This window comes from Streptosporangium sp. NPDC050148 (assembly GCF_055586505.1).
In genome coordinates this window covers 66,811-87,804 of record NZ_JBVJIA010000006.1, presented here as the reverse complement: position 1 = coordinate 87,804, position 20,994 = coordinate 66,811, and the positions used below count along the sequence as shown (strand labels likewise).

Sequence of the window (20,994 nt, the reverse complement as noted above, 5' to 3'; positions counted from 1 at the left end):
ACTGACCCCCGGAGGGTGCTCAGGGCAAGAATGCGAGGATCGAGCACCTTGCGTTACCTGTACGGATCTTTGCCCGGCCGTTGCCCGCCCCGCCCGCCAGGGCCCGATCAGGGCCCGATCGGCGCCCGATCGGGGCCCGGAGGCGTGTGCGAGACGTACGGACGTACGGGGGCGTACCAAGAAGACACCGCCGGAGACTAATGTCTGGCCCATGACAGACCTGCTGCTCTGGCTGCACATCGGTTTCGCGATCTTCGCCCTGGGGCCGATCACCGCCGCCACGATGTCTACCCCCAGATTCATCCGCGCCAAGGACGTCGGCGTCCTGCGCTACCTGCACAAGACCACCCGCGTCTACGGCGTCGCCTCCATGGGGGTCTTCCTGTTCGGGGTGCTGCTGGGCCGCGAGTTCCTGAGCAGGCCGTACCTGTCGGTGTCCATGACGCTGTTCATCGTCGCCGCGGTGCTGCTGGTCATGGTGGACCGCGACCAGGGCACCGCCATCCGGGTCCTGACCAGCGAGAGCCCCGACGACGACGCCAAGGTGCAGACCGGCCGGATCGCCGCGCTGTCCGGGGTGATCGTGCTGATCTGGATCGTCATCCTGGTGCTGATGGTCTGGGGGGATCCGGTCTGAGCCGGGGTCACGCCCCCGCGAGCGTCCGAGGACGTCAGGTCCGGGCCGGGGGCACGCTCCGGGGACGGGCCGGTCCGAGCCCGGGTCGCGCCCCCGCGACCCGGGCGACCCGGACGTCCCGGACGTCCCGGACGTCCCGGACGTCCCGGACGTCCCGGACGTCCCGGGTGCCCGCGGAGAGGACCGCGGGACGGTACGGCTAGCCCAGGGCCTGCGTCAGGTCTGCGAGCAGGTCGTCGATGGACTCGATGCCCACGGACAGGCGGATCAGGTCGCCGGGGACCTCCAGCGGCGAGCCCGCCACGGAGGCGTGCGTCATCCGGCCGGGGTGCTCGATCAGCGACTCCACCCCGCCGAGCGACTCGCCCAGGATGAACAGCCTGGTGCGGTCGCACACCTCGACCGCCTCGGCCTCGCCACCGGCGACCCGGAAGGAGACCATGCCGCCGAAGCGCTTCATCTGCTTGGCCGCCACCTCGTGGCCGGGGTGGTCGGGCAGGCCCGGGTAGAGCACCGAGGTCACCCGCGGATGGGCGAGCAGCAGGTCCACCACCCGCTCGGCGTTCTCGCAGTGGCGGTCCATCCGCACCCCGAGCGTCTTGAGGCCGCGCAGCGTCAGCCACGCGTCGAACGGCCCGGGCACCGAGCCCATCGCGTTCTGGTGGTAGGCGAGTTCCTCGCCCACCGAGGCGTCGCGCGCGACGAGCGCGCCGCCGATCACGTCGGAGTGACCCCCCACGTACTTGGTGGTGGAGTGCACGACGACGTCCGCGCCGAGCGCGAGCGGCTGCTGCAGGTAGGGCGAGGCGAAGGTGTTGTCCACCACCAGGAGCGCCCCGTTCTCGCGGGCGAGCTGGGCCAGGGCCGCGATGTCGGCGACGCCGAGCAGCGGGTTGGTGGGGGTCTCCACCCAGATGATCCTGGTCTTCTGGGTCATCGCCGCCGCGACCGCCCTCAGGTCGCCCAGCGGGACTGGGTCGTAGTGCAGGCCCCAGCGCTCGTGGACCCTCGCGAACAGGCGGTAGGTGCCCCCGTAGGCGTCGTTCGGGATGACCACGTGGTCGCCGGGCCTGCACAGGGCGCGCAGCACCGTGTCCTCGGCCGCCAGGCCGGACGCGAAGGCCAGCCCCCGGGCGCCGCCCTCGACCGCCGCCATGGCCTCCTCCAGGGCGGTCCTGGTGGGGTTGGCCGACCGGCTGTACTCGTATCCGGCGCGCAGCCCTCCCACGCCGTCCTGCTTGTAGGTGGACACCGCATAGATCGGCGGTACCACGGCCCCGGTGTGGGGGTCGGGGTCCTGACCCGCGTGGATGGCCAGCGTCTCGAATCCATGGTTCATGGGCCCAACGCTACTCGCTACGGCGACCCGCTCACCGCCAGGAAAGACGCTCCCCACCTGCCCCGGCGGTCCTTGTCGTCGCCGTCCCGGCCCCGTCGTCGCGCTCGCCGCCGACCCGTGAGAGCAGCAGCGGGTCGGCCAGCATCAGGACCACACCGACCACCAGGCCGGCGATCGGCAGCAGGATCTGCAGGATGTCCATTTTTTCGCCCCGTTCGTTCTCCGTCGTGACGTCTCCAGCATCCGTGGCCGGGCCCCCGCGCCGCCTCCGCTGAAGGTTCCGTCCGGGCCGGTGGCGCTCGGCCGAACGGCCGATACGACATGTCGGCCATGAGGCTTAGGCTCGGTGACCGTGGGAGAGAACAGCCGGCTCGTCTACTGGGTCAAGAGACTCAGCGAGATCGCGTTGATCGGCTGGCTCGTGCTGCTGCTCCTGGTGGACGTGCTGCTGGCGGCGTCCTCGCCCGACGTGGTGGGGTGGCTGAGCCCCGTGTGCGGGGTGGTCGGCATCGTGGCGGTGCTGCGGCGCCGCCGCCACCGGGTGGGCGACCTCCGCGTCCTGCTGACGGTGTCGGTCCTGTCCACGCTGGTCATCGGCGCCACCGGCGCGGACGGCAGGCCCGGGACGGCCGAGATCGGCGCGCTGCTGATCCTCACCGTCGGCGGGCTGCGCGCCATCGAGCCGGTCCGGCGGGCCGCCTTGTTCTCGTTGGCCGTGATGATCGTGCTGGAGGTCTCGTGCGCGCGCATCAACGAGGCGAACGCGGCGGTGGCCTCGGGGTTCCTGCTCTTCGTCGGCTGGTCCTTCGCCGCCGGGACCGGCGCCTACCTGCGCTTCCAGCTGGAGCGCCGCCGGGAGGCCGTCGACTCGGTACGGCGGGCCGAGCGCCTGGAGCTCGCCAGGGAACTGCACGACCTGGTGGCCCACCACATCACCGGGATCGTGGTGCAGGCCCAGGCGGCCAAGGTCGTCGCCGAGCAGAAGCCCGAGGCCGTGGTCCCCTCGCTGGAGGCCATCGCCAACGCCGGCGCCGACGCGCTGACCTCGATGCGGCGGCTGGTCAGCGTGCTGCGCGCCCAGGACGAGGCCGCCCGCTCACCGGGCAGCACGCTGATGGACATGCGCACGCTGGTGGAGCGCTTCTCCGCGGCCGGCCCCCAGGTGGCCTTCGACATCGGCCAGGGCATCACCGACGAGACCGTGCCCCCGGAGGTGATGACCACCCTTCACCGGGTCCTTCAGGAGTCGCTGACCAACGTCCGGCGGCACGCCCCGGGCACCGGCTGGATCGAGGCCGACCTGAAGCTGGCCGACGGCGCCGGCCTGGACCCCTGGAGCGGGACCGTCCCCTGGAGCGGGACCACCGTGCGGCTGCGGGTGCGCAACTACGGCTCGGTGGCCGACACGCGGATCAGCCGCCTGGGCGGCGGCTTCGGCCTGGTGGGCATGGCCGAGCGCGTCGAGGCGCTCGGCGGGCGGCTGCTGGCCGGTCCCACCCCCTCCGGGGCGTGGGAGGTGCTGGCGGAGTTCCCGCTCTGACCTCGGACGGCGCGGGGCCGGAGGGGGGTCCCCCTCCGGCCCGCGCCGTACCACGATCCGGCCGGACCGGAGGCCGGTGGGGTCAGTGGTTGGCCAGGAAGGCCAGCAGGTCCTGGCGGGTCAGCAGGCCGACCGGCTTGCCGTCGTCCAGGACGACCGCGGCGTCGGCCTTCTCCAGCGCCTCGACGGCGATGGAGACCGGCTCGCCCGCGCCGATCGTCGGCAGCGGCTGCGACATGTGCGCGGCGATCGGGTCGGTCGGCCGCACCCGGCCCCGGTAGAGGGCGTCCAGCAGGTCGCGCTCCAGGATCGAGCCGACCACCTCGGCCGCCATGACCGGCGGCTCCTCCTTCATCACCGGGAGCTGGGACACGCCGTACTCGCGCATGATCGAGATGGCCGTGTCGACCGACTCGTGCGGGTGGGTGTGCACGAACTCCGGCATGCCGGGGCCCTTGCGGACCAGCACGTCCTTGACCAGGCCCTCCTCGCTGGGGGTGGTCAGGAAGCCGTAGTCGGCCATCCACTCGTCGTTGAAGATCTTCGACAGGTAGCCGCGGCCGCCGTCGGGCAGCAGCACGACGACCACGTCGTCCGGCCCGGCCCGCTCGGCCACCCGCAGCGCGGCGGCCGTCGCCATGCCGCACGAGCCGCCCACCAGCAGCGCCTCCTCGCGGGCCAGGCGCCGGGTCATGCCGAAGGAGTCCCGGTCGGAGACCGCGATGATCTCGTCGCAGATCGTGGTGTCGTAGTTGGCCGGCCAGATGTCCTCGCCGACGCCCTCCACCAGGTACGGCCGCCCGGTGCCGCCGGAGTAGACCGAGCCCTCCGGGTCGGCGCCGATGACCTTGACCCGGCCGCCGGAGACCTCCTTGAGGTAGCGGCCGGTGCCGCTGACCGTGCCGCCGGTGCCGACGCCCGCCACGAAGTGGGTGACCCTGCCCTCGGTCTGCTCCCAGATCTCCGGGCCGGTGGAGTGGTAGTGGCTCTCGGTGTTGTGCGGGTTGGAGTACTGGTCGGGCTTCCAGGCGTTCGGCGTCTCCCTGGCCAGCCGGTCGGAGACCGAGTAGTAGGAGTCGGGGTGGTCGGGCGCGACCGCGGTCGGGCAGACCACGACCTCGGCGCCGTACGCGCGCAGGACGGAGATCTTGTCCTGGGCCACCTTGTCCGGCACCACGAACAGGCAGCGGTACCCGCGCTGCTGGGCCACGATGGCCAGGCCGATCCCGGTGTTGCCCGAGGTGGGCTCCACGATCGTGCCCCCCGGGCGCAGCTCGCCCGACTTCTCGGCGGCGTCGATCATCCGCACCGCGATGCGGTCCTTGACCGAGCCGCCGGGGTTGAAGTACTCCACCTTCGCCAGCACCTGGGCGGAGATCCCCTCGGTCACCTTGTGCAGCCGGACCAGGGGGGTGTTGCCCATCAGCTCGACGAGCGAATCATGTACGCGCACCGGGATAATCACCTCGAAATACCAAAGCTGGGTCAGCTTGTTTGTCGTGCGCCGTGATCCCATGGGGGTGGCGGGCCTCGGCGTGGGTTCCAAGGCAACGCTACCGCCCCGCACGGAGGGAGCAACGCCTCGTGATCCGGACGCCCGGGACGGCGCGCGCCGCCCGACGCATCGCCGCCGCGGCCGCGGTGGGAGGAGGGGGCGTCACCGCGCTCGGCGCGGCGGCCTACGGGCTGCTGCTGGCCGAGGCGCTGGTGGCCCGCCGCACGGTCGGGCGCCCGCACGGCATGGAGGGACCGCCCTCGGACGGCGTGTACGGGCCCTTCGGCGGCGAGCCGATCCGGCTGGTGATGCTCGGCGACTCCCTCTCGGTCGGGCTGGGCACCTCCGACCCCGCCGAGACGCCCGGCGCCCTGATCGCCAACGGTCTCGCCCTGATCGCCGAGCGGCCGGTACGGCTGACCGTCGCCGGCAGGTCCGGGGCGACCTCGGCCGAGCTGGGCGACCAGGTGGACCGGGCGCTGAAGGCGCGCCCCGAGATCGCGGTCGTCTTCGTCGGCGCCAACGACGTCACCTCGCAGACCCTGCCCGCCCAGGCCGTACGGCACCTGCACAAGGCCGTGCTGCGGCTGCGGGAGGCCGACGCCGAGGTGGTCGTGGGCACCTGCCCGGACCTGGGCACGGTACGGCCGATCGCCCAGCCGCTGCGCTGGGTGACCCGTCGCTGGAGCCGCCAGCTGGCCGCCGCGCAGACCGTCGTGGTGGTCGAGGCCGGCGGGCGGACGGTGGCCTTCGCCGACCTGCTGGGACAGGAGTTCGACACGAACCCGGCGGAGATGTTCGGCCTTGATCGTTACCACCCATCTGCACAAGGTTATCTACAGATCGCTTACGCGGTGCTACCTTCTGTGTGCGGCGCGTTGGAACTGTGGCCCGAACCCCGGGCCCGGCGCGCCGAGTCGATCTACCTCGCGGCGGCCAAGGCCGCGGAGGAGCCCGGCGCCGAGGTCACCGCGACCCGTGTCGGCGGCCGGGCCACCGGACCTCACGGACGGTGGGCCACCATGCTCGGCCGCAGAACCGGAGCGCGGCCCCGCCGCGTCTGAACCCGGTGACCCTCCGCGGCGAGGCCGTGACGCCTCGTCCGCATTGGAGTGGAATACCCGTGATCCGGCCCCTCGCGAAACCGGCCCTGGTGCTCGCCGGAGTTCTGACCCTGGGCGGCTGCTCCGGCAGTGAAGCGGCCACCCCGGACCATCCCACCTGGCACAACACCGAGATGAACGCGGTCAGCCGCACCACCGTCGCCGGAGGCGTGGCCGCCACGACCTCCATGAGGCCCGACGGCACCCTGGAGACGGTGGCCCTGGACCTGGTCACCGGCAGGAGGCTGTGGGCGCACCCCTCGACCATGGCGGGCCGCCTGCCCGGGATGGGGGTCTCCCCCCCGGCGATCGTCGAGACCGCCTCCGGGCGGACCGTCGCGGTGGCGATCGATCCGGCCAGGCGCGGCCGCTGGAAGGCCACGCTGGTCGGGCTCGACGGGCGGACCGGGGCCCGCAGGTGGAGCCGGCCGGTGCACTCCACCTTCGGCCCGCAGCGGTGCGGGGCGTACGTGTGCGTGTCCGAGAACACCGCCCTGGCCGGTGCCCGCGTCGTCGTGCTGGACCCGCTCACCGGGAAGGTCGCCTGGCGGCTGCCCGGCATCGCCGAGGCCCAGTGGTCCGACGCCTCGCGCGTGGTCTTCCTGCGCCTGGCCCGCCGCCCCGTCCTGCAGGCGCACGAGGTGGTGACCGGGAAGGTCCTGTGGCGGGTCCCGGTCGAGCAGGCCCTCGGCACCGGGATCGACCTGTCGGGCGGCTGGTCCTTCGGCGCGACCGCGAACGACCTGGTCGGGTACGTCGCCCCCTACACCAATCCCAAGACGAACAAGGCCTCGGCCTTCGGCCTGTTCTCCGTCAGGCTCTCCGACGGCAGGGTCAACTGGATGCGCCCCTCGGTGGTCCGCGTCTACCCCAGCGGCAGCCCCGGCCTGGCGGCGGTGGTCCGCCCGGTGGACCAGGAGGGCCGCTACGGCGGGTTCGCCCGGCTGGCCGCCGACGACGGCCGGGTGCTCGGGCAGATCTCCGCCACGCAGGTCCCCGAGGCGGGCTGGTGGCTGGCGTTCCCGCCCCGCATGGAGAAGGTCGGCTTCCTGCGGCACGGCAAGCCGGGCACCGCCTTCGACCTGCCCACCGGCCGCCCCGCCGACGTCAAGGACGCGCACGCCTGGTCCTTCTGCGTGACCGATCCCAAGCCGCTCCCGCTCAAGGGCCAGCCCGCCGGTTTCTACTCGGTGGCCTCGCTGTGCGAGTTCAGGCTCGCCGACGGCACCCGGGTCGCCGGATCGGGCGCCCCGCCCGCCTGGTTCACCGGCAGTCAGAACGGCTGGCGGATGTGGCGCGACGAGAAGGGCGGCCTGCACGGCATCAAGGACGGCGACGGCACCGCTCCCGGCATGTACGGCTGACGGACGCCCGGCTCGCACGACGGGCCCGCCCCCGGCCGGCGCGACCGGCCCACCCGATCGGCTCACCCGGCCGGCCCGCGCGGCACGCCGCACGACCGGGTCCGGCGATCCCTCACGACGGGCCCCGTCTCCGGACGGGGCCCTGTGCGTCCGGTACAACGTTCTGTTCCGGGTGCCCCCGGGGCGTGGATTCCGGCATACCGCGCGGTACGCTCCGCTGCAGGAGCAGATACGAACCCAGGAGAGCCACATGCCCGAGGCAGTCATCGTCGCGACCGCGCGCTCGCCCATCGGACGCGCCTTCAAGGGGTCCCTCAAGGACATCCGCCCCGACGACCTGACCGTACAGATCATCCAGGCGGCACTTGCCAAGGTCCCCCAGCTCGACCCGACCACGATCGACGACCTCATGCTGGGCTGCGGCCTGCCCGGCGGTGAGCAGGGCTTCAACATGGGCCGCGTGGTCGCCACCCTGCTCGGCCTGGACACCGTCCCGGGCACCACCGTGACCCGCTACTGCTCGTCCTCGCTGCAGACCACCCGGATGGCCCTGCACGCCATCAAGGCGGGCGAGGGCGACGTCTTCGTCTCCGCGGGCGTGGAGTGCGTCTCCCGCTTCGGCAAGGGCAACTCCGACTCGCTGCCCGACACCCAGAACGCGCTCTTCGACGACGCCCGCGCCCGCTCGGCCCGGGCCGCCGAGGGCGGTGGCGACGTCTGGCACGACCCGCGCGAGGACGGCCGGCTGCCCGACATCTACGTGGCGATGGGCCAGACCGCGGAGAACCTCGCCGCGCTCAAGGGCGTCTCCCGCCAGGAGCAGGACGAGTTCGGCGTCCGGTCCCAGAACCTGGCGGAGAAGGCCATCGCCAACGGCTTCTGGGAGAAGGACATCACCCCGGTGACCCTGCCCGACGGGACCGTGGTGAGCAAGGACGACGGCCCCCGCGCCGGGACCACCTACGAGGCGGTCGCCGGGCTCAAGCCGGTCTTCCGGCCCGACGGCACGGTCACCGCGGGCAACTGCTGCGCGCTGAACGACGGCGCCGCCGCGGTGATCGTGATGAGCGACACCAAGGCCGCCGAGCTGGGCATCACCCCGCTGGCCAGGATCGTCTCCACCGGCGTGACCGGGCTTTCCCCCGAGATCATGGGCCTGGGCCCGGTCGAGGCCTCGAAGCAGGCCCTGGCGCGGGCGGGCATGTCCATCGCCGACGTGGACCTCGTCGAGATCAACGAGGCGTTCGCCGCCCAGGTCATCCCGTCCTACCGGGAGCTCGGCATCGACCTCGACCGGCTCAACGTCAACGGCGGCGCCATCGCGGTGGGGCACCCCTTCGGGATGACCGGTGCCCGCATCACCTCCACGCTGCTCAACAGCCTGGCCTTCCACGACAGGTCGATCGGCCTGGAGACCATGTGCGTCGGCGGCGGGCAGGGCATGGCGATGGTCCTGGAACGCCTCAGCTGACCGGACGCCCCTCCGGGGACACCGTGCGGGGACACCCGCCCGGGGACGACGTGCCTCGGGCGGTTCCGGCCGGGGTGCCCGGCCGGTCGACGGCAAGCCGTCGCAGGCCGTCACGGGACCGTCGTGACCGCTCCGGGCCGTCAGGGGTTCCCCTGCCGACCGAGCCATGTCCCACCGGGCCAGATCGGTGCGGGCCGTCAGCCGTGGACGTCGGGGCCCGCGCGGGTGAGCTCGATCCTCACGATCACCCGCCGGTCCCGTTCCATGGCCGCCCGGTAGTCGTCCCAGTCGGGGTGCTCGCCGGAGATGTCGCGGTAGTACGCGACGAGGAGCTCCATGGCCTCGGGGAGCGGGACGATCTCCGCCGTGCCGTCGATCTGGATCCACTCGCCGAAGAAGGCGTCCGTCGTCACGCAGAGCGAGACCCGGGGGTCCCTGCGCAGGTTGCGGACCTTGGCGGCGGTCTCCCGGGTGCTGACGACCGGGTTCCCCTGGGCGTCGATCCCCACCGTGACCGGGGAGAGCTGGGGACGGCCGTCGGCATGCGTGGTCAGCATGACCGCGCGGTGGTTGGCTCGGATGAAGGCGCGTGCCCTGTCATGATCCATGCGCCCATCATGGCGGGTACGTCGAAGCCCGCACCACCGAGGTGGCGCGGGCTCGGCTGAGATCGGCGGCCTCTACAGGTAACGGGTACGGCGGTGCCGCTCGTGCTCGTGCACGATGGCGGCGGCGTAGCCGTGGGACAGCCCGTGCTCGTCGGCGAGCCAGGTGGCACGCTCGTCGCAGCGGAGGAACGACGGGCCGTTGTCGATTGCTTGGAACCACTCCGGGAGTGCGCGTCCCGTGATGTCCGGAACCCTTGCGATCAGCTTGCTCTGCGTCTCCATTGAGTGGTTCAACGACATGGGCACCTCCACGGATAGGCTCCTTTGCTCGACAGTGCATCACGAAAGCCCAGTTGGCAAGCCCCGGGACGCTTCTTCCGTCGTGCTTCGTCCATCCCCCGGCCGCCGCCTGTTCACTCGTCGGGGCGGGAAAAACGAAGGACCCCGCCGGAGGCGTTCCGGCGGGGTCCTTCTGGGAGATCGGTCAGTCGCTGCTGCTGAAGTAGCTCAGCAGGCGCAGGATCTCCAGGTAGATCCAGACCAGCGTGACGGTCAGGCCGAAGGCCATCAGCCACGAGTACTTCTCGGGAGCGCCGTTCCGCACCCCGCGCTCGACCTCGTCGAAGTCGAGGAGCAGGAAGAAGCAGCCGATGAGGATCGTGGCGATGCTGAACACGTACGCCAGCGGGCCACCGGCGCGGATGCCGATGCCGTCCTCGATGAAGAACCCGGCCACCAGGTTGACGAGCATGAGGCCCATCAGGCCCAGGCCCGCCGCCACGACGAACTTGGTGAACTTCGGCGTGACCCGGATGATGCGCAGCGAGTAGACCGTCAGCATGGCGCCGAAGGCCAGGGCCGTGCCCACCACCGCCTGGAAGACGATGCCACTGTAAAGATCGTTGTAGACGTGGCTGATCACACCGATGGCGACACCGTAGGCCACGGAGTAGCCGAGGATCAGCGCCGGGTTGGTGCTCTGCTTGAACGAGATCACCAGGGCGAGCACCAGGCCGACGAGGACGCCGGCGATCGCCGCGCCCATGCCGAGGTTGAGCGCCCAGGCGGCCGCCGCCGACACGACAAGCGTGCCCAGCGTGATGAAACCGCGTACGACCACGTCGTCGATCGTCATCGTCCGCTGTGCGGGCGGTGCGTACGAGGGCGTGTCGTACATTCCCTGAAGCTGGTCAGGGGTGGGGGTCGGCATGCCCCAGCCCTGCTGATTCCCCTTAGTCTGCCGACCGAATACGGGGTTCCTGCTCTCCATCGCTGCCTCCACGCTGCAACCTACGCGATCAGCGTATTAGATCGGTTGTCACACGGCCGTATCGTGTTGATATCCATGCTGTTCGGATGGCCGCACGGCTACCGCCGACAGTGCCAACGAACGAGTGCCGCGCCCGGTTCCCGACCCCCACATTGATTTCACCGGCCGTCGACCGGAAAGGCACCGCGAGGTCTGCGAGGTCTTCGCCTCTTTCAGGGTACGGCGCCCTCGGCCGCGCATGTGGGTCACACCCGTCCCAACCCTCATGACCCCCGTTTTATGCCTGCGGCCTCCCACCCCGGCCCCGGCCGTGATCTTCGCCCGAACCCACCCGTGACCTCGGCCCTGATCCGGCCGTGACCTCGGCCCTGATCCGGCCGCGCTCCGGGGGGAGACCCCGGGACGGTCGGCGGCACGGCCCGGCCCGGCCGGTCAAGGGGGCGGCGCCCCCTCGCGGGCGGACCCGGCGCCCGGGGGTGGCACGCCCCACGGGCCCCGGGCGTCCCGCGGGCTCCCCGGGCTCCGGAGGTTCAGCGGCATCCGTGACCTCCGGGCTCCATGGACTCCCCGGGCTCCATGGACTCCCCGGGCTCCGCGGTCCCGGGACGGCCCGGCCGGTGGGACGACGACCGTCTCCGGTCACCGAGAGCCGTTCGACGGGCCGATCAGGGGCGGGGTCGGTCACCGGAAAAGGACACCGTTCGCGTTCTCACCGGTCGGAGGCCTCGATCGGCGGGTCTTCACGGGTGCCCCCGGAGGGACTCGAACCCTCACTCGAACCCTTTTAAGGGGTTTGCCTCTGCCATTGGGCTACGGGGGCGCCGTAATCATACGTAACGGACCACTCATGCGTAACTGCTGGAGCCAACGCCCGCCTGTTCGATGGGCGGAAAGCCCCTAATCGTCCTAATAAAGGGGATCCGGTGACGCATGGGACGTCTGAAACGACGAATCCGGAGGGGGCCGTATCGCCCGCCTCCGGATTCGCAGGGTTCGGCTCCGCATTCACGGAGCCCGCCCGCGGATTCTCGGGGCTCAGCTCGCCGCCGCCCTGCGGAACTCCGTACGCGGCTCCTCGATCTCCCCCAGGGAGACGGTCTCGCGCTTGAAGAAGAGCGCCAGCGTCCAGTCGGCGGTCACGCGGACCTTGCGGTTGAAGGTCGGCACCCGCGACAGGTGGTAGGTCCGGTGCAGGAACCACGCGAGCAGCCCGCGGACCTTGATCCCGTAGACGTTGGCGACGCCCTTGTGCAGGCCCAGCCCGGCGACGGAACCGACGTAGCGGTGACGGTAGTCGACCAGCTCCTGGCCGCGCAGACTACGGGTGATGTTGTCGGCCAGGACCTTGGCCTGCCGCACGGCGTGCTGCGCGTTGGGCGCGCAGTACTGGCCGGGGTTGGTCACGTCGGGCACGCCCGCCACGTCACCGGCCGTGTAGGCGTCCTCGACGCCGACCACGGTCAGGCGGGTGGTGGCCTTGATCCGGCCGCGCTCGTCCAGCGGCAGGTCACCGGCGTTGACGACCGGGCTGGGCTTGACCCCGGCGGTCCACACGATGGTGGCGGCCTCGAACTCGTCGCCGTCGGAGAGCTTGACCAGACCGCCCTCGCAGGAGTTCAGGCGGGTGTTCATCTTGATCTCGATGCCGCGCTCGCGCAGCTGCTCGGCGGTCCACTTGCCCATCTCCGGGCCGACCTCGGGCAGGATGCGGTCGGTGGCCTCGACGAGGACCCAGCGCATGTCCGCACGGGAGATGTTGCGGTAGTAGCGGGCGGCGTCGACCGCCATGTCCTCCAGCTCGGCGAGCGCCTCGATGCCGGCGTAGCCGCCGCCGACCACGACGAACGTCAGCGCCCGCCTGCGCAGGCCCTCGTCGTCGTCGCTCTCGGCCCGGTCCAGGAGCTCCAGGACCCGGTTGCGGAGCGCGATGGCCTCGCCGACCGTCTTGAAGCCGATCGCGGAGTCGGCCAGGCCGGGGATGGGGAGCGTGCGGGAGACCGAGCCGGCGGCCATGACCACGATGTCGTACCCGATCTCGTGGGGGGTGCCGACGTTGGGGGCGAAGGTCACGGTCTTGGCCGCGTGGTTGACCTTGGTGACCTTGCCGTTGAGGATCGTCGCCTTCGAGAGCACCCGGCGCAGGGGGACCACGACGTGCCGGGGCGAGAGGTTTCCGGCGGCCGCCTCGGGAAGGAAGGGCTGGTAGGTCATGTGGGATTCGGGGGTGAGGACGGTGATGCGCACGCTTCCGTCGCGCAGTTCCCTGCGGAGGGTCTGCTGCAGGCGCAGCACGGTGTAGAGACCGACGTAGCCTCCGCCGACCACGACGATGTGCTTGGAGTTGCGGTCCACTGTGACGCCATCCTTAGTTTCGAGGCTTGTGAAACCTTTCACAAGCATACCCGTGCGATCTCCCCCGCGCCAGGTGCGACCCTGGCAACAGCACCGGTTTTTTCTCCTACGTCACGGAAAGCCCTTCTTTCGGGTAAGAAATTCCAACGATCTTCTCCTTGTGATCGACTTCACAAGCCGCGCAGCGCGTTCGCCCTGGTGAAGACGTCGTCGAGCATCCGCTCGGTCACCCGGCCGGTGAAGGTGTTCTGCTGGCTGGGGTGGTAGCAGCCCAGGAGCCGTACCGAGGCCCCCTCGGGTGAGACGATCTCCACTTCGGCCCCGTGGCCGAAGGGCGGCCTCGGGCGGGGCAGGGTGTACCCGGCGTCCCTGAGCGCGGGCCAGACCGCCTGCCAGGCGAACCCGCCGAGGGCGACCACCACCCGCAGGTCGGCCGAGGCCAGGGCGATCTCGCGGGCCAGCCAGGGAGAGCAGGCCGCCCGCTCGGAGGGCTCGGGCTTGTTGGCGGGCGGGGCGCACCGGACCGCCGCCACCATCCGCGCGCCGATCAGCCGCTGCCCGTCACCGGCGCGCACGCTCGTCTCCTGCGCGGCCAGGCCCGTCCGGTACAGCGAGGCGAACAACCAGTCGCCGCTGCGGTCCCCGGTGAAGATCCTCCCGGTCCGGTTGCCGCCGTGCGCCGCCGGGGCGAGTCCCACGATGAGCACCTGCGGCCGCTCGTCCCCCCACCCGGCGATGGGCCGTCCCCAGTAGGTCTCCCGGGCGAACGCCCGCCGCTTGACCGTCGCCACCTCCTCGCGCCACTCGACCAGGCGCGGGCAGGCCCGGCAGACGGACTGAGCGGCCACCAGGGCGCCGAGGTCGCTGATCTTCAGTGCGAGCTCGCGCACCTCGCCGGGGTTCCGGGCGACGGGGGTGTCGGGCCGGGCGGGGTCTTCGGGCCAGCCCGAGCCGGGAGGAACGTGGGTCATCCTCCGATGGTGCCCGATCCCGGGGCCGTCCCGGACCGTACCGGCACGCGAGAAGGCGGCGCCCGCGAGGTGCGGACGCCGCCCGTCGTGCTCGTGGTGCGGCCCGGCACCGGGGTGCCGGGCACGTCACCGTGACCTACCGTGCCGTCAGGCGCTCGGGGTCGGGGTGAGGGTAGGGGTGGGGGGCGGGGTGCAGACGACCTTGGCCGTCACGGTGTCGGTGGTCGGGCCACCGTAGATCTCGATCGCGCGCTTGGACTGGCCGGAGGCCGAGGCGCTCCAGGTGTCGCTCACGCTCTCGCGCTGCGGGCCCTTGCCACCGAAGTAGGCGCGCTGCCAGTCGCCCGCGACACCGTCGCGGATCCAGCGGTACTTCACCGCGACGTGACCGCGCGAGACGCTGATCGTGCCGGTGAAGGTACGGGTCGCCGGGCAGGTGCCGGTGTAGTCGGACGGTGCGCTGACGCCGGCCCAGACCTTCGGCGCCTCGTCCTCGCAGCGGATCTTGAAGTACTCGCGGCCGGAGGAGGCGTCCACCGGGCCGAGGATCTCCAGCGAGGCCCAGCCCCTGAAGTCGTCACGGGGCTTGATCACGTGGTAGACCCTGCGCGAACCGTCGACGCGCACGGCGTCGCGGTCGACCACGTGGCCGTTGACGACCCACTGGTAGCGCACCCAGCGGACACCGGAGGCGCTGATGCGGCCGATCAGGGTGGCCTTGCAGTCACCCTCGTCCACCCAGATCCGCGCGTCGACGCGGGGCTTGGGCGGCTGGATGACCTCGTGGTCGTCCTCACCGGCACCGCAGGAGACCGCGAAGCGGCCCTTGGCGGAGGTGGCGGCGCGGGGAGCCAGGAGCTGGATGGCCTGCCAGCCCTTGACGTCGCCCTTGAAGGTGGCCTTCTCCTTGACGGTGAAGTTCTTGACACCCTTGCCGCGGAAGGTGAAGGACTTCACCTTGCTCTTGGAACCGTCACCGTGCAGCCAGCGGTAGGCCACGGTGGTCTTGCTCTTGACGGCCTTCACCTTGATCCTCGAGGAGAAGGTCACCGTGACCGGGCACTCGCCGCTGTACTTGGCGGGCGAGGCCTTGGGCGTACCGGCCCAGACGGCGGGCTTGGGCTTGGGCTTGGCGACGGCGGAGGCCGCCGTCGTCTGGCCCGTGCTGGCCGCCGCTGCGGGCGTGGCCAGCAGACCGGTCGCCATCGTCGCCAGCATGGCCACGCCGGCTCCTGTTGCGGCTAGCTTTCGTGCTAGTCCGGACTTCATGAGGGGATGCTCCGTTCGTTGGGAGGCACAAGATCACCCCAGGAGACGGTTGCCGCCCCGACGGCAGTCGCGCCGGGTCTCACGGCAAAGCCTCGCTGAGGCTCCTTTACCACACCATAAACGGAAAAGCCGTTCCCTCGCGGTTAAACGCGAGAATTGTCGGGCTTGTTATGTTTAGCGATGGACCAGGCGATGCCATCGAGGATGTCGCGTTCACTGGTGACCACCTCGGCGAAACCGTACCGGCGCACCAGCCGGTCCAGGATGAGCGCCCCCGCGCCGATGACATCGACCCGACCCGGGTGCATGACGGGAATCGCGGCCCGGCGCTCGACGGTCATTCCAAGCAAGCGCTCGGCGATGTCATGCACCTGACCTGCCGCGATTCGCGAATGGTGAATTTTCTCCGGATCGTATTCCGGCAGTTCGAGCGCCATGCCGGCGACGGTGGTGACCGAGCCGGCGAGCCCGACCAGGGTCATCGCCCGCTCCACGGGCACCTCGGCCGCGACCCGGTCCAGCGCGTCGTCGATGTCGGCCGTCGCCGCCGCGACCGCCTCGGCCGACGGCGGGTCACCACCGTCGCGCAGGTGCCGCTCGGTCAGCCTGACGCACCCGATGTCCACCGACAGCGCCGCCTCCACGTGCGTCGAGCCGAGCACGAACTCGGTCGAGCCCCCGCCGATGTCGACCACCAGGTACGGGGGGCGGGTGCCGTCCGGGGACGGCATCCCGGTCTCGGGCGAGAAGCGCACCAGGTCGCGGGTGGCCCCGGTGAACGACAGCTCCGCCTCCTCGGCCCCGGTGATCACCTCGGGCTCCACCCCGAAGATCTCGCGCACGCCGTCCACGAACTCCTGGCGGTTGGCGGCGTCCCGGGTGGCGCTGGTGGCGACCACCCGGACCGCGGCGGCCCCGTGAGCCTCGATGAGGCCTGCGTAGCCGCGCATCGCGGTGAACGTGCGTTCCAGGGCCTCGGGTGCCAGCCTGCCGGTCCTGTCGACGTCCTGGCCCAGCCGGACGATCTCCATCCGCCGTTCGACGTCGGACAGGCCGCCCTCGCCGACGTCGGCGACGAGCAGGCGGACGGAGTTGGTGCCACAGTCGATCGCGGCGACGCGCATCACGCGGCCTCCTTCGGGGCTCGGGGTACGGCCGGGCCTACGGCCCGGATCGCGTGGAAGGTCATGGGAGGGCCCGGCACGCCGGTGAAGGCACGCTCGGGGTCATCGCGGATCCACGTCCCCGACGCAGGGCCCGGCCGCCCACCACTCGCCCAGCGCGTCGAGCGTCTCGCGGCCGAACGGGTTGCCGCCGGGCACCGCGAGCTCGTGCCCGGCCAGGGCGTGCAGGCACTTCACCCGGGTGGGCATGCCCCCGGTGCTCTGCATGTCGCGGGGCAGCGGCTCCAGCCCGTCCTCGGCGGCGGCACGGTCGCGGCGGGCCACGTAGTCCTCGTGGGCCACGCGGTAGGCCTCGGCCAGCTCGGGGTCCTCGGCCAGCCTGGCCTGCATGTCGCGCATCATCCCCGACGTCTCCAGCGTGCCGATGGCCGAGGCCGCCCGGGGGCAGGTGAGGTAGAACAGCGTCGGGAACGGCGACCCGTCGGGCAGCCTCGGCGCGGTCTCGACGACGTCGGGCAGCCCGCACGGGCAGCGGTGCGCCACCCCGCGCAGTCCTCGCGGCGTCCGGCCGAGCTGTCGCTCCACCGCCGCCACGTCGCGGTCATCGACCATTCGTGACACCCCCTGAAAGACGACAACCAGGGTATCGGCGTCACCCGGCCGCCTTCGCCGCCTTCTGCCCCTCGCCGCTGTCGGCGGCCTTGACCGAGTCCCACAGGGTCGCGTACCACGGCGGCCTGGTGGCGGTCCTGCGCTCACCGGCGGCGCCGGAGTCCCGCGAGGGCGACTCGCCCATGACGACGTAGCACTTCTGCCCAGGAGCGCAGTAGAAGAGCCGCTCCCTGCCCTGACGCTTGATGAAGCCGGGGTCCAGCAGCTGCCTGTGACGGTCGTCCAGGGCCTTGATCGCGGCGAGCTCCCTGGCCCTCTCCTGCTCCAGCTGGGCGATCTGACGCCGCTGGGCGACGTACTCCCTGATGGGGTAGGCGAGGCTCATGGCGATCGCGCACACCACGATCGCGAGGATCGCGGCCCGTCCGGTCAGCTGCGGTCGTGCCGCCATCGCCCCTCCTTCGTCCGTGCGCCCCCATGGCACCGGCCCCCTGCCCCGTACGGCGACCCCGACGCCGTACGGGCACCGATCCCGGCGCATTCCCGCCGGCTCCGGGGATCCCGGCCGGTTCCGGTGCTCCCGGACGGGCCGGGCGGCGGCGTGCCCGGGTGACGGCCCGCGCCCGGAGCGGGAGCGGGCCGCCAGACGAGAAACTACCGCCGGAACCGCGGGAACGCGGCACGACCCGCGTAACGGGCCGCGTCGTCCAAAAGCTCCTCGATGCGGAGCAGCTGGTTGTACTTGGCCACCCGGTCGGAACGGGCCGGGGCACCGGTCTTGATCTGGCCGCAGTTGGTGGCCACGGCGAGGTCGGCGATCGTGGTGTCCTCGGTCTCGCCGCTGCGGTGGCTCATCATGCAGCGGTAGCCGCTGCGGTGGGCCAGGTCCACCGCGTCGAGGGTCTCGGTCAGGGTGCCGATCTGGTTGACCTTGACCAGCAGCGCGTTAGCGGTGCCCTCGGCGATGCCGCGGGCCAGGCGCTCGGGGTTGGTCACGAACAGGTCGTCGCCGACGAGCTGCACCTTGTCGCCGAGGGCGCGGGTGATGGCGTTCCAGCCCTCCCAGTCGCTCTCGTCCAGCGGGTCCTCGATGGAGACCAGCGGGTAGCCGGCGACCAGGTCCTCGTAGAAGGCGATCAGCTCGGCCGAGGACAGGCCCTTGCCGTCGATGGTGTAGACGCCGTCGGAGTGGAACTCCGAGGCGGCCACGTCCAGCGCCAGCCCGATGTCCTCGCCGGGCACGTATCCGGCCTTCTCGATCGCGACCAGGATGAGGTCGAGCGCGTCGCGGTTGGAGGGGAGGTTCGGGGCGAAGCCGCCCTCGTCGCCCAGACCGGTGGCGTAGCCCTTCTCCTTGAGCACGCCCTTGAGCGCGTGGTAGACCTCGGTGCCCATCCGCACGGCCTCGCGGAACGTCTCCGCCCCGATGGGCGCGATCATGAACTCCTGGACGTCGACGTTGCTGTCGGCGTGCGCTCCTCCGTTGAGGATGTTCATCATCGGCACCGGCAGCACGTGCGCGTTGGGCCCGCCGAGGTAGCGGAACAGCGGCAGCTCGGCGCTCTCGGCGGCGGCCTTGGCCACGGCCAGCGAGACGCCCAGGATCGCGTTGGCGCCCAGCCGCGCCTTGTTGGGCGTGCCGTCCAGGTCGATCATGACCTGGTCGATGCTGCGCTGCTCGGCCGCGTCGAAGCCGAGGATCTCGTCGCCGATCTCGTCGGTCACCCCCAGGACGGCCTTCTCCACGCCCTTGCCGCCGTAGCGCTCGTCGCCGTCACGTAGCTCGACGGCCTCGAACTGGCCGGTGGACGCACCGCTGGGAACCGCGGCACGACCCTGGCTGCCGTCGTCCAGGAGGATGTCGACCTCGACCGTCGGGTTGCCCCGGGAGTCAAGGATCTCGCGGGCGGTTACGCCCTCGATGGAAGCCACGAAGCGCTCCTAAAGTCGCAGGACAGTTTGCCTCAGAAGCCTACCGAGCCCTACTTACCGGTACGGCGGCCGGGACCGGGTACCGCGATCCCGTCACCTCGCGGCCGGGAACCCTTCACGTCCCGGACACCTCGTGAAAGGTGTCCCGCCTCTCTCACGCGTCCGTCCCCGGGTCTCTCACGGCTTCGGACCTCGGTCTCTCACGCGTCCGTCCCCGGTCCTGTCACGGCTTCGGACCTCACCCCGCCCGGTCCTCGCGGCCCGGTCCTCGCGGCGACGTCAGGGCGGCAGGTCGCGGACCCGGTCGCGGTAGGCGCGGGCGACGGCGCGCAGCTCGGCCTCGGGATCGAGCCCGGCCGCGTGCGCCTGGCGTACCAGCTCGAAGAGCCGCGCGCCCAGGCCGTCGGCCGGGATCTGCTCGGGCACCTCGACCGGGGCTCCGGCGCGCTCGGCGCGGCGCAGCAGCTGGGCGGCCAGCGACAGGGCGGGCTGGCCCATCGGGACGCCGTCGACGGCCGACCCCGGGTCGCCGCCGTTCTTGGCCGCCCGCTCGGCCGCCTTGATCGTCTCCCAGTTGGCGCTGACCTCGCCCGCGCCGTCCACCCGGGTGTCGGCGAAGACGTGCGGGTGGCGGCGGACGAGCTTGGAGACGATCCCGTCGGCCACGTCGTCGATGTCGAACGCCCCGGCGGCGTCACCGGCGTCACCGGCCTCGCCGGACCGGTCCCGGGCGACCCGCGCGTGGAAGGCCACCTGCAGCAGCAGGTCGCCCAGCTCCTCGCGGAGCGCCGCGTGGTCGCCCTCCTCGATGGCCTCCAGCACCTCGTAGGCCTCCTCGATGAGGTACGGGGCCAGGGACTCGTGCGTCTGGCGGGCGTCCCAGGGGCATTCGACGCGGAGCCGGTCCATCACCGCGACCAGGTCCAGCAGCCGGGCGCCGGGCAGGTCGTAGGAGCCGGGCACGATCTCGATCACCGGCGGGTCGTCGAGCGCCACGGCGGCATGGCCGATCGAGCGCATCAGCGCCTCGTCGGCCTCCAGCCACACCACGGTCGCCGCCTGCGCCTCGCGGACCAGCGCGGCCGGGTCCGGCGCGACCACCTCCACCTGCACCCCGGCCTCGGCCAGGTAGGGCAGGTGCGGGTGGGCGGCGGAGCCGGTGCGGACCGGCCCCTGTCGGAGCACCTGCCACGCGTGGTGGCCGAGCAGCCCCGGGGCGACCCGGGGCGAGGTGGTGACGACGATCAGCGGCATGCCCGGCGCTACTGCTGCGGCGGCGCGGGAGCGGCCGCGGACTTGCCGGCGGTGCCGAAGCGACCGGCGTCGACGAAGACGCTGGGCTGCTGCTCGCTGCGCTGCGTGTTGATCTGACCGTACCGGGGGCTCCACTCGACCTTCACGGACTGCAGGTCCTTGATCGCCTGCGCCTGGCCGCGCTGCAGGGCCGCCTCGTCGTTGCCACCGCCGTACTTGGCGACGAGCTTGTTGATCAGCACCTGCGACCTCATGAAGTCGCGCGCCTTCGAGGGGGCCACGGCCTGCTGGAGCATCGCCTGCTCGAACTTCTGCGGGCCGCCCTGGCTCGCGATCACCTGGTCGATCTCGCCCTCGGTGACCGTGATGCCCTTGCTCTCGGCGACCTTCGCGTACTGCCTGGCGTTGACCAGCTGGAAGAGCACGAGCTGCGGGACGCTGTCCTGGAACTGCAGCTGCGAGGCGTTGACGCCGGCCTTGGCCAGCGCAGCCTCGTACTCGCGCACGTTCCTGTCCAGCTCACCGGAGCTGATCCGTTCCCCGCCCACGACGGCGGCGGCGCCCGCCTGGTTGGGAGAACAGGCGGTCAGCGCGACCCCGGCGGCGGCGACCGCCAGGATGACGCGTACTCGAGTCGACTTCACATGCGTTCC

Annotated in this window: 20 protein-coding genes and 1 tRNA gene; 5 read left to right on the top strand and 16 right to left on the bottom strand. The window is 71.6% G+C overall.

Annotation, left to right across the window (positions count from 1 at the left end; genetic code table 11):
* Positions 1-211 precede the first annotated feature (211 nt).
* A complete protein-coding gene (locus ACZ6RT_RS08260; RefSeq protein WP_470152648.1) occupies positions 212-637 on the top strand; it encodes a hypothetical protein in 426 nt (141 codons plus the stop codon).
* 199 nt (positions 638-836) lie between these two features.
* Here the strand turns inward: ACZ6RT_RS08260 and ACZ6RT_RS08255 are convergent, their stop codons facing one another.
* Together ACZ6RT_RS08255 and ACZ6RT_RS08250 are read right to left on the bottom strand one after the other, a co-directional pair.
* Positions 837-1,976 (bottom strand): cystathionine gamma-synthase, encoded by a 1,140-nt coding sequence (locus ACZ6RT_RS08255; RefSeq protein WP_399188127.1) that lies wholly within the window; start codon positions 1,974-1,976, stop codon positions 837-839.
* Between the two features lie 31 nt (positions 1,977-2,007).
* Positions 2,008-2,178: a hypothetical protein gene (locus tag ACZ6RT_RS08250; protein WP_470152647.1), complete on the bottom strand. Its 171-nt coding sequence runs from the start codon at positions 2,176-2,178 to the stop codon at positions 2,008-2,010.
* 150 nt (positions 2,179-2,328) lie between these two features.
* Here ACZ6RT_RS08250 and ACZ6RT_RS08245 point away from each other — a divergent pair, with 150 nt between their 5' ends.
* On the top strand, positions 2,329-3,516 hold the full coding sequence (locus tag ACZ6RT_RS08245; protein ID WP_470152646.1) for a sensor histidine kinase: 1,188 nt from the start codon (positions 2,329-2,331) through the stop codon (positions 3,514-3,516).
* A gap of 82 nt (positions 3,517-3,598) precedes the next feature.
* On the opposite strand, the gene ACZ6RT_RS08240 is transcribed toward ACZ6RT_RS08245, so the two are convergent.
* The gene (locus tag ACZ6RT_RS08240) at positions 3,599-4,969 is read right to left on the bottom strand and encodes a cystathionine beta-synthase (protein WP_344898998.1); all 1,371 of its coding nucleotides are present in this window, start codon (positions 4,967-4,969) and stop codon (positions 3,599-3,601) included.
* Between the two features lie 131 nt (positions 4,970-5,100).
* Between ACZ6RT_RS08240 and ACZ6RT_RS08235 the strand changes: the two genes are divergently transcribed.
* The 3 genes from ACZ6RT_RS08235 (at position 5,101) to ACZ6RT_RS08225 (ending at position 8,949) form a co-directional block, all read left to right on the top strand.
* Complete coding sequence (locus ACZ6RT_RS08235) at positions 5,101-6,075, top strand: SGNH/GDSL hydrolase family protein (RefSeq protein WP_470152645.1); 975 nt, start codon at positions 5,101-5,103, stop codon at positions 6,073-6,075.
* A gap of 59 nt (positions 6,076-6,134) precedes the next feature.
* Entirely contained in the window at positions 6,135-7,478 is a 1,344-nt protein-coding gene (locus tag ACZ6RT_RS08230; protein WP_470152644.1) for an outer membrane protein assembly factor BamB family protein, read from the top strand.
* A 250-nt stretch (positions 7,479-7,728) separates the two neighbouring features.
* A complete protein-coding gene (locus tag ACZ6RT_RS08225; RefSeq protein ID WP_470152643.1) occupies positions 7,729-8,949 on the top strand; it encodes an acetyl-CoA C-acetyltransferase in 1,221 nt (406 codons plus the stop codon).
* Positions 8,950-9,146: 197 nt separating this feature from the next.
* Here ACZ6RT_RS08225 and ACZ6RT_RS08220 read toward each other — a convergent pair whose 3' ends face one another.
* From ACZ6RT_RS08220 to ACZ6RT_RS08160, 13 genes are all read right to left on the bottom strand, one after another.
* Positions 9,147-9,557: a PPOX class F420-dependent oxidoreductase gene (locus tag ACZ6RT_RS08220; protein WP_399188136.1), complete on the bottom strand. Its 411-nt coding sequence runs from the start codon at positions 9,555-9,557 to the stop codon at positions 9,147-9,149.
* Between the two features lie 72 nt (positions 9,558-9,629).
* Positions 9,630-9,857, bottom strand: coding sequence for a DUF4287 domain-containing protein (locus ACZ6RT_RS08215; protein ID WP_344900051.1), 228 nt, complete (start codon positions 9,855-9,857; stop codon positions 9,630-9,632).
* 184 nt (positions 9,858-10,041) lie between these two features.
* On the bottom strand, positions 10,042-10,827 hold the full coding sequence (locus ACZ6RT_RS08210) for a Bax inhibitor-1/YccA family protein (RefSeq protein ID WP_399188358.1): 786 nt from the start codon (positions 10,825-10,827) through the stop codon (positions 10,042-10,044).
* A gap of 747 nt (positions 10,828-11,574) precedes the next feature.
* Positions 11,575-11,647 (bottom strand) — tRNA-Leu (locus ACZ6RT_RS08205).
* Positions 11,648-11,862: 215 nt separating this feature from the next.
* Positions 11,863-13,179, bottom strand: a complete 1,317-nt coding sequence (locus tag ACZ6RT_RS08200; protein ID WP_470152642.1) for an NAD(P)/FAD-dependent oxidoreductase — start codon at positions 13,177-13,179, stop codon at positions 11,863-11,865.
* A gap of 170 nt (positions 13,180-13,349) precedes the next feature.
* Positions 13,350-14,150: a uracil-DNA glycosylase gene (locus ACZ6RT_RS08195; protein ID WP_399188141.1), complete on the bottom strand. Its 801-nt coding sequence runs from the start codon at positions 14,148-14,150 to the stop codon at positions 13,350-13,352.
* Between the two features lie 147 nt (positions 14,151-14,297).
* A complete protein-coding gene (locus tag ACZ6RT_RS08190) occupies positions 14,298-15,374 on the bottom strand; it encodes a hypothetical protein (protein WP_470152641.1) in 1,077 nt (358 codons plus the stop codon).
* A gap of 188 nt (positions 15,375-15,562) precedes the next feature.
* On the bottom strand, positions 15,563-16,546 hold the full coding sequence (locus ACZ6RT_RS08185; RefSeq protein WP_399188145.1) for a Ppx/GppA phosphatase family protein: 984 nt from the start codon (positions 16,544-16,546) through the stop codon (positions 15,563-15,565).
* Positions 16,547-16,645: 99 nt separating this feature from the next.
* Positions 16,646-17,155 carry a DUF501 domain-containing protein gene (locus tag ACZ6RT_RS08180; RefSeq protein WP_470152640.1) on the bottom strand — a complete coding sequence of 170 codons (510 nt, stop codon included), beginning with the start codon at positions 17,153-17,155 and terminating at the stop codon, positions 16,646-16,648.
* Between the two features lie 40 nt (positions 17,156-17,195).
* Positions 17,196-17,606, bottom strand: a complete 411-nt coding sequence (locus tag ACZ6RT_RS08175) for a septum formation initiator family protein (protein WP_399188147.1) — start codon at positions 17,604-17,606, stop codon at positions 17,196-17,198.
* 203 nt (positions 17,607-17,809) lie between these two features.
* Positions 17,810-19,087: a phosphopyruvate hydratase gene (eno, locus tag ACZ6RT_RS08170; protein ID WP_399188149.1), complete on the bottom strand. Its 1,278-nt coding sequence runs from the start codon at positions 19,085-19,087 to the stop codon at positions 17,810-17,812.
* A 279-nt stretch (positions 19,088-19,366) separates the two neighbouring features.
* Positions 19,367-20,341, bottom strand: a complete 975-nt coding sequence (locus ACZ6RT_RS08165; protein ID WP_399188152.1) for a MazG family protein — start codon at positions 20,339-20,341, stop codon at positions 19,367-19,369.
* A gap of 8 nt (positions 20,342-20,349) precedes the next feature.
* Entirely contained in the window at positions 20,350-20,985 is a 636-nt protein-coding gene (locus tag ACZ6RT_RS08160; RefSeq protein ID WP_470152639.1) for a SurA N-terminal domain-containing protein, read from the bottom strand.
* Positions 20,986-20,994: the final 9 nt, after the last annotated feature.

Coding starts and splice junctions, on each gene's coding strand:
- ACZ6RT_RS08260 (WP_470152648.1), top strand. CDS start 212: ATGACAGACCTGCTGCTCTGGCTGCACATCGGTTTCGCGATCTTCGCC.
- ACZ6RT_RS08255 (WP_399188127.1), bottom strand. CDS start 1,976: ATGAACCATGGATTCGAGACGCTGGCCATCCACGCGGGTCAGGACCCC.
- ACZ6RT_RS08250 (WP_470152647.1), bottom strand. CDS start 2,178: ATGGACATCCTGCAGATCCTGCTGCCGATCGCCGGCCTGGTGGTCGGT.
- ACZ6RT_RS08225 (WP_470152643.1), top strand. CDS start 7,729: ATGCCCGAGGCAGTCATCGTCGCGACCGCGCGCTCGCCCATCGGACGC.
- ACZ6RT_RS08220 (WP_399188136.1), bottom strand. CDS start 9,557: ATGGATCATGACAGGGCACGCGCCTTCATCCGAGCCAACCACCGCGCG.
- ACZ6RT_RS08215 (WP_344900051.1), bottom strand. CDS start 9,857: ATGTCGTTGAACCACTCAATGGAGACGCAGAGCAAGCTGATCGCAAGG.
- ACZ6RT_RS08210 (WP_399188358.1), bottom strand. CDS start 10,827: ATGGAGAGCAGGAACCCCGTATTCGGTCGGCAGACTAAGGGGAATCAG.
- ACZ6RT_RS08195 (WP_399188141.1), bottom strand. CDS start 14,150: ATGACCCACGTTCCTCCCGGCTCGGGCTGGCCCGAAGACCCCGCCCGG.
- ACZ6RT_RS08180 (WP_470152640.1), bottom strand. CDS start 17,155: ATGGTCGATGACCGCGACGTGGCGGCGGTGGAGCGACAGCTCGGCCGG.
- ACZ6RT_RS08175 (WP_399188147.1), bottom strand. CDS start 17,606: ATGGCGGCACGACCGCAGCTGACCGGACGGGCCGCGATCCTCGCGATC.
- ACZ6RT_RS08165 (WP_399188152.1), bottom strand. CDS start 20,341: ATGCCGCTGATCGTCGTCACCACCTCGCCCCGGGTCGCCCCGGGGCTG.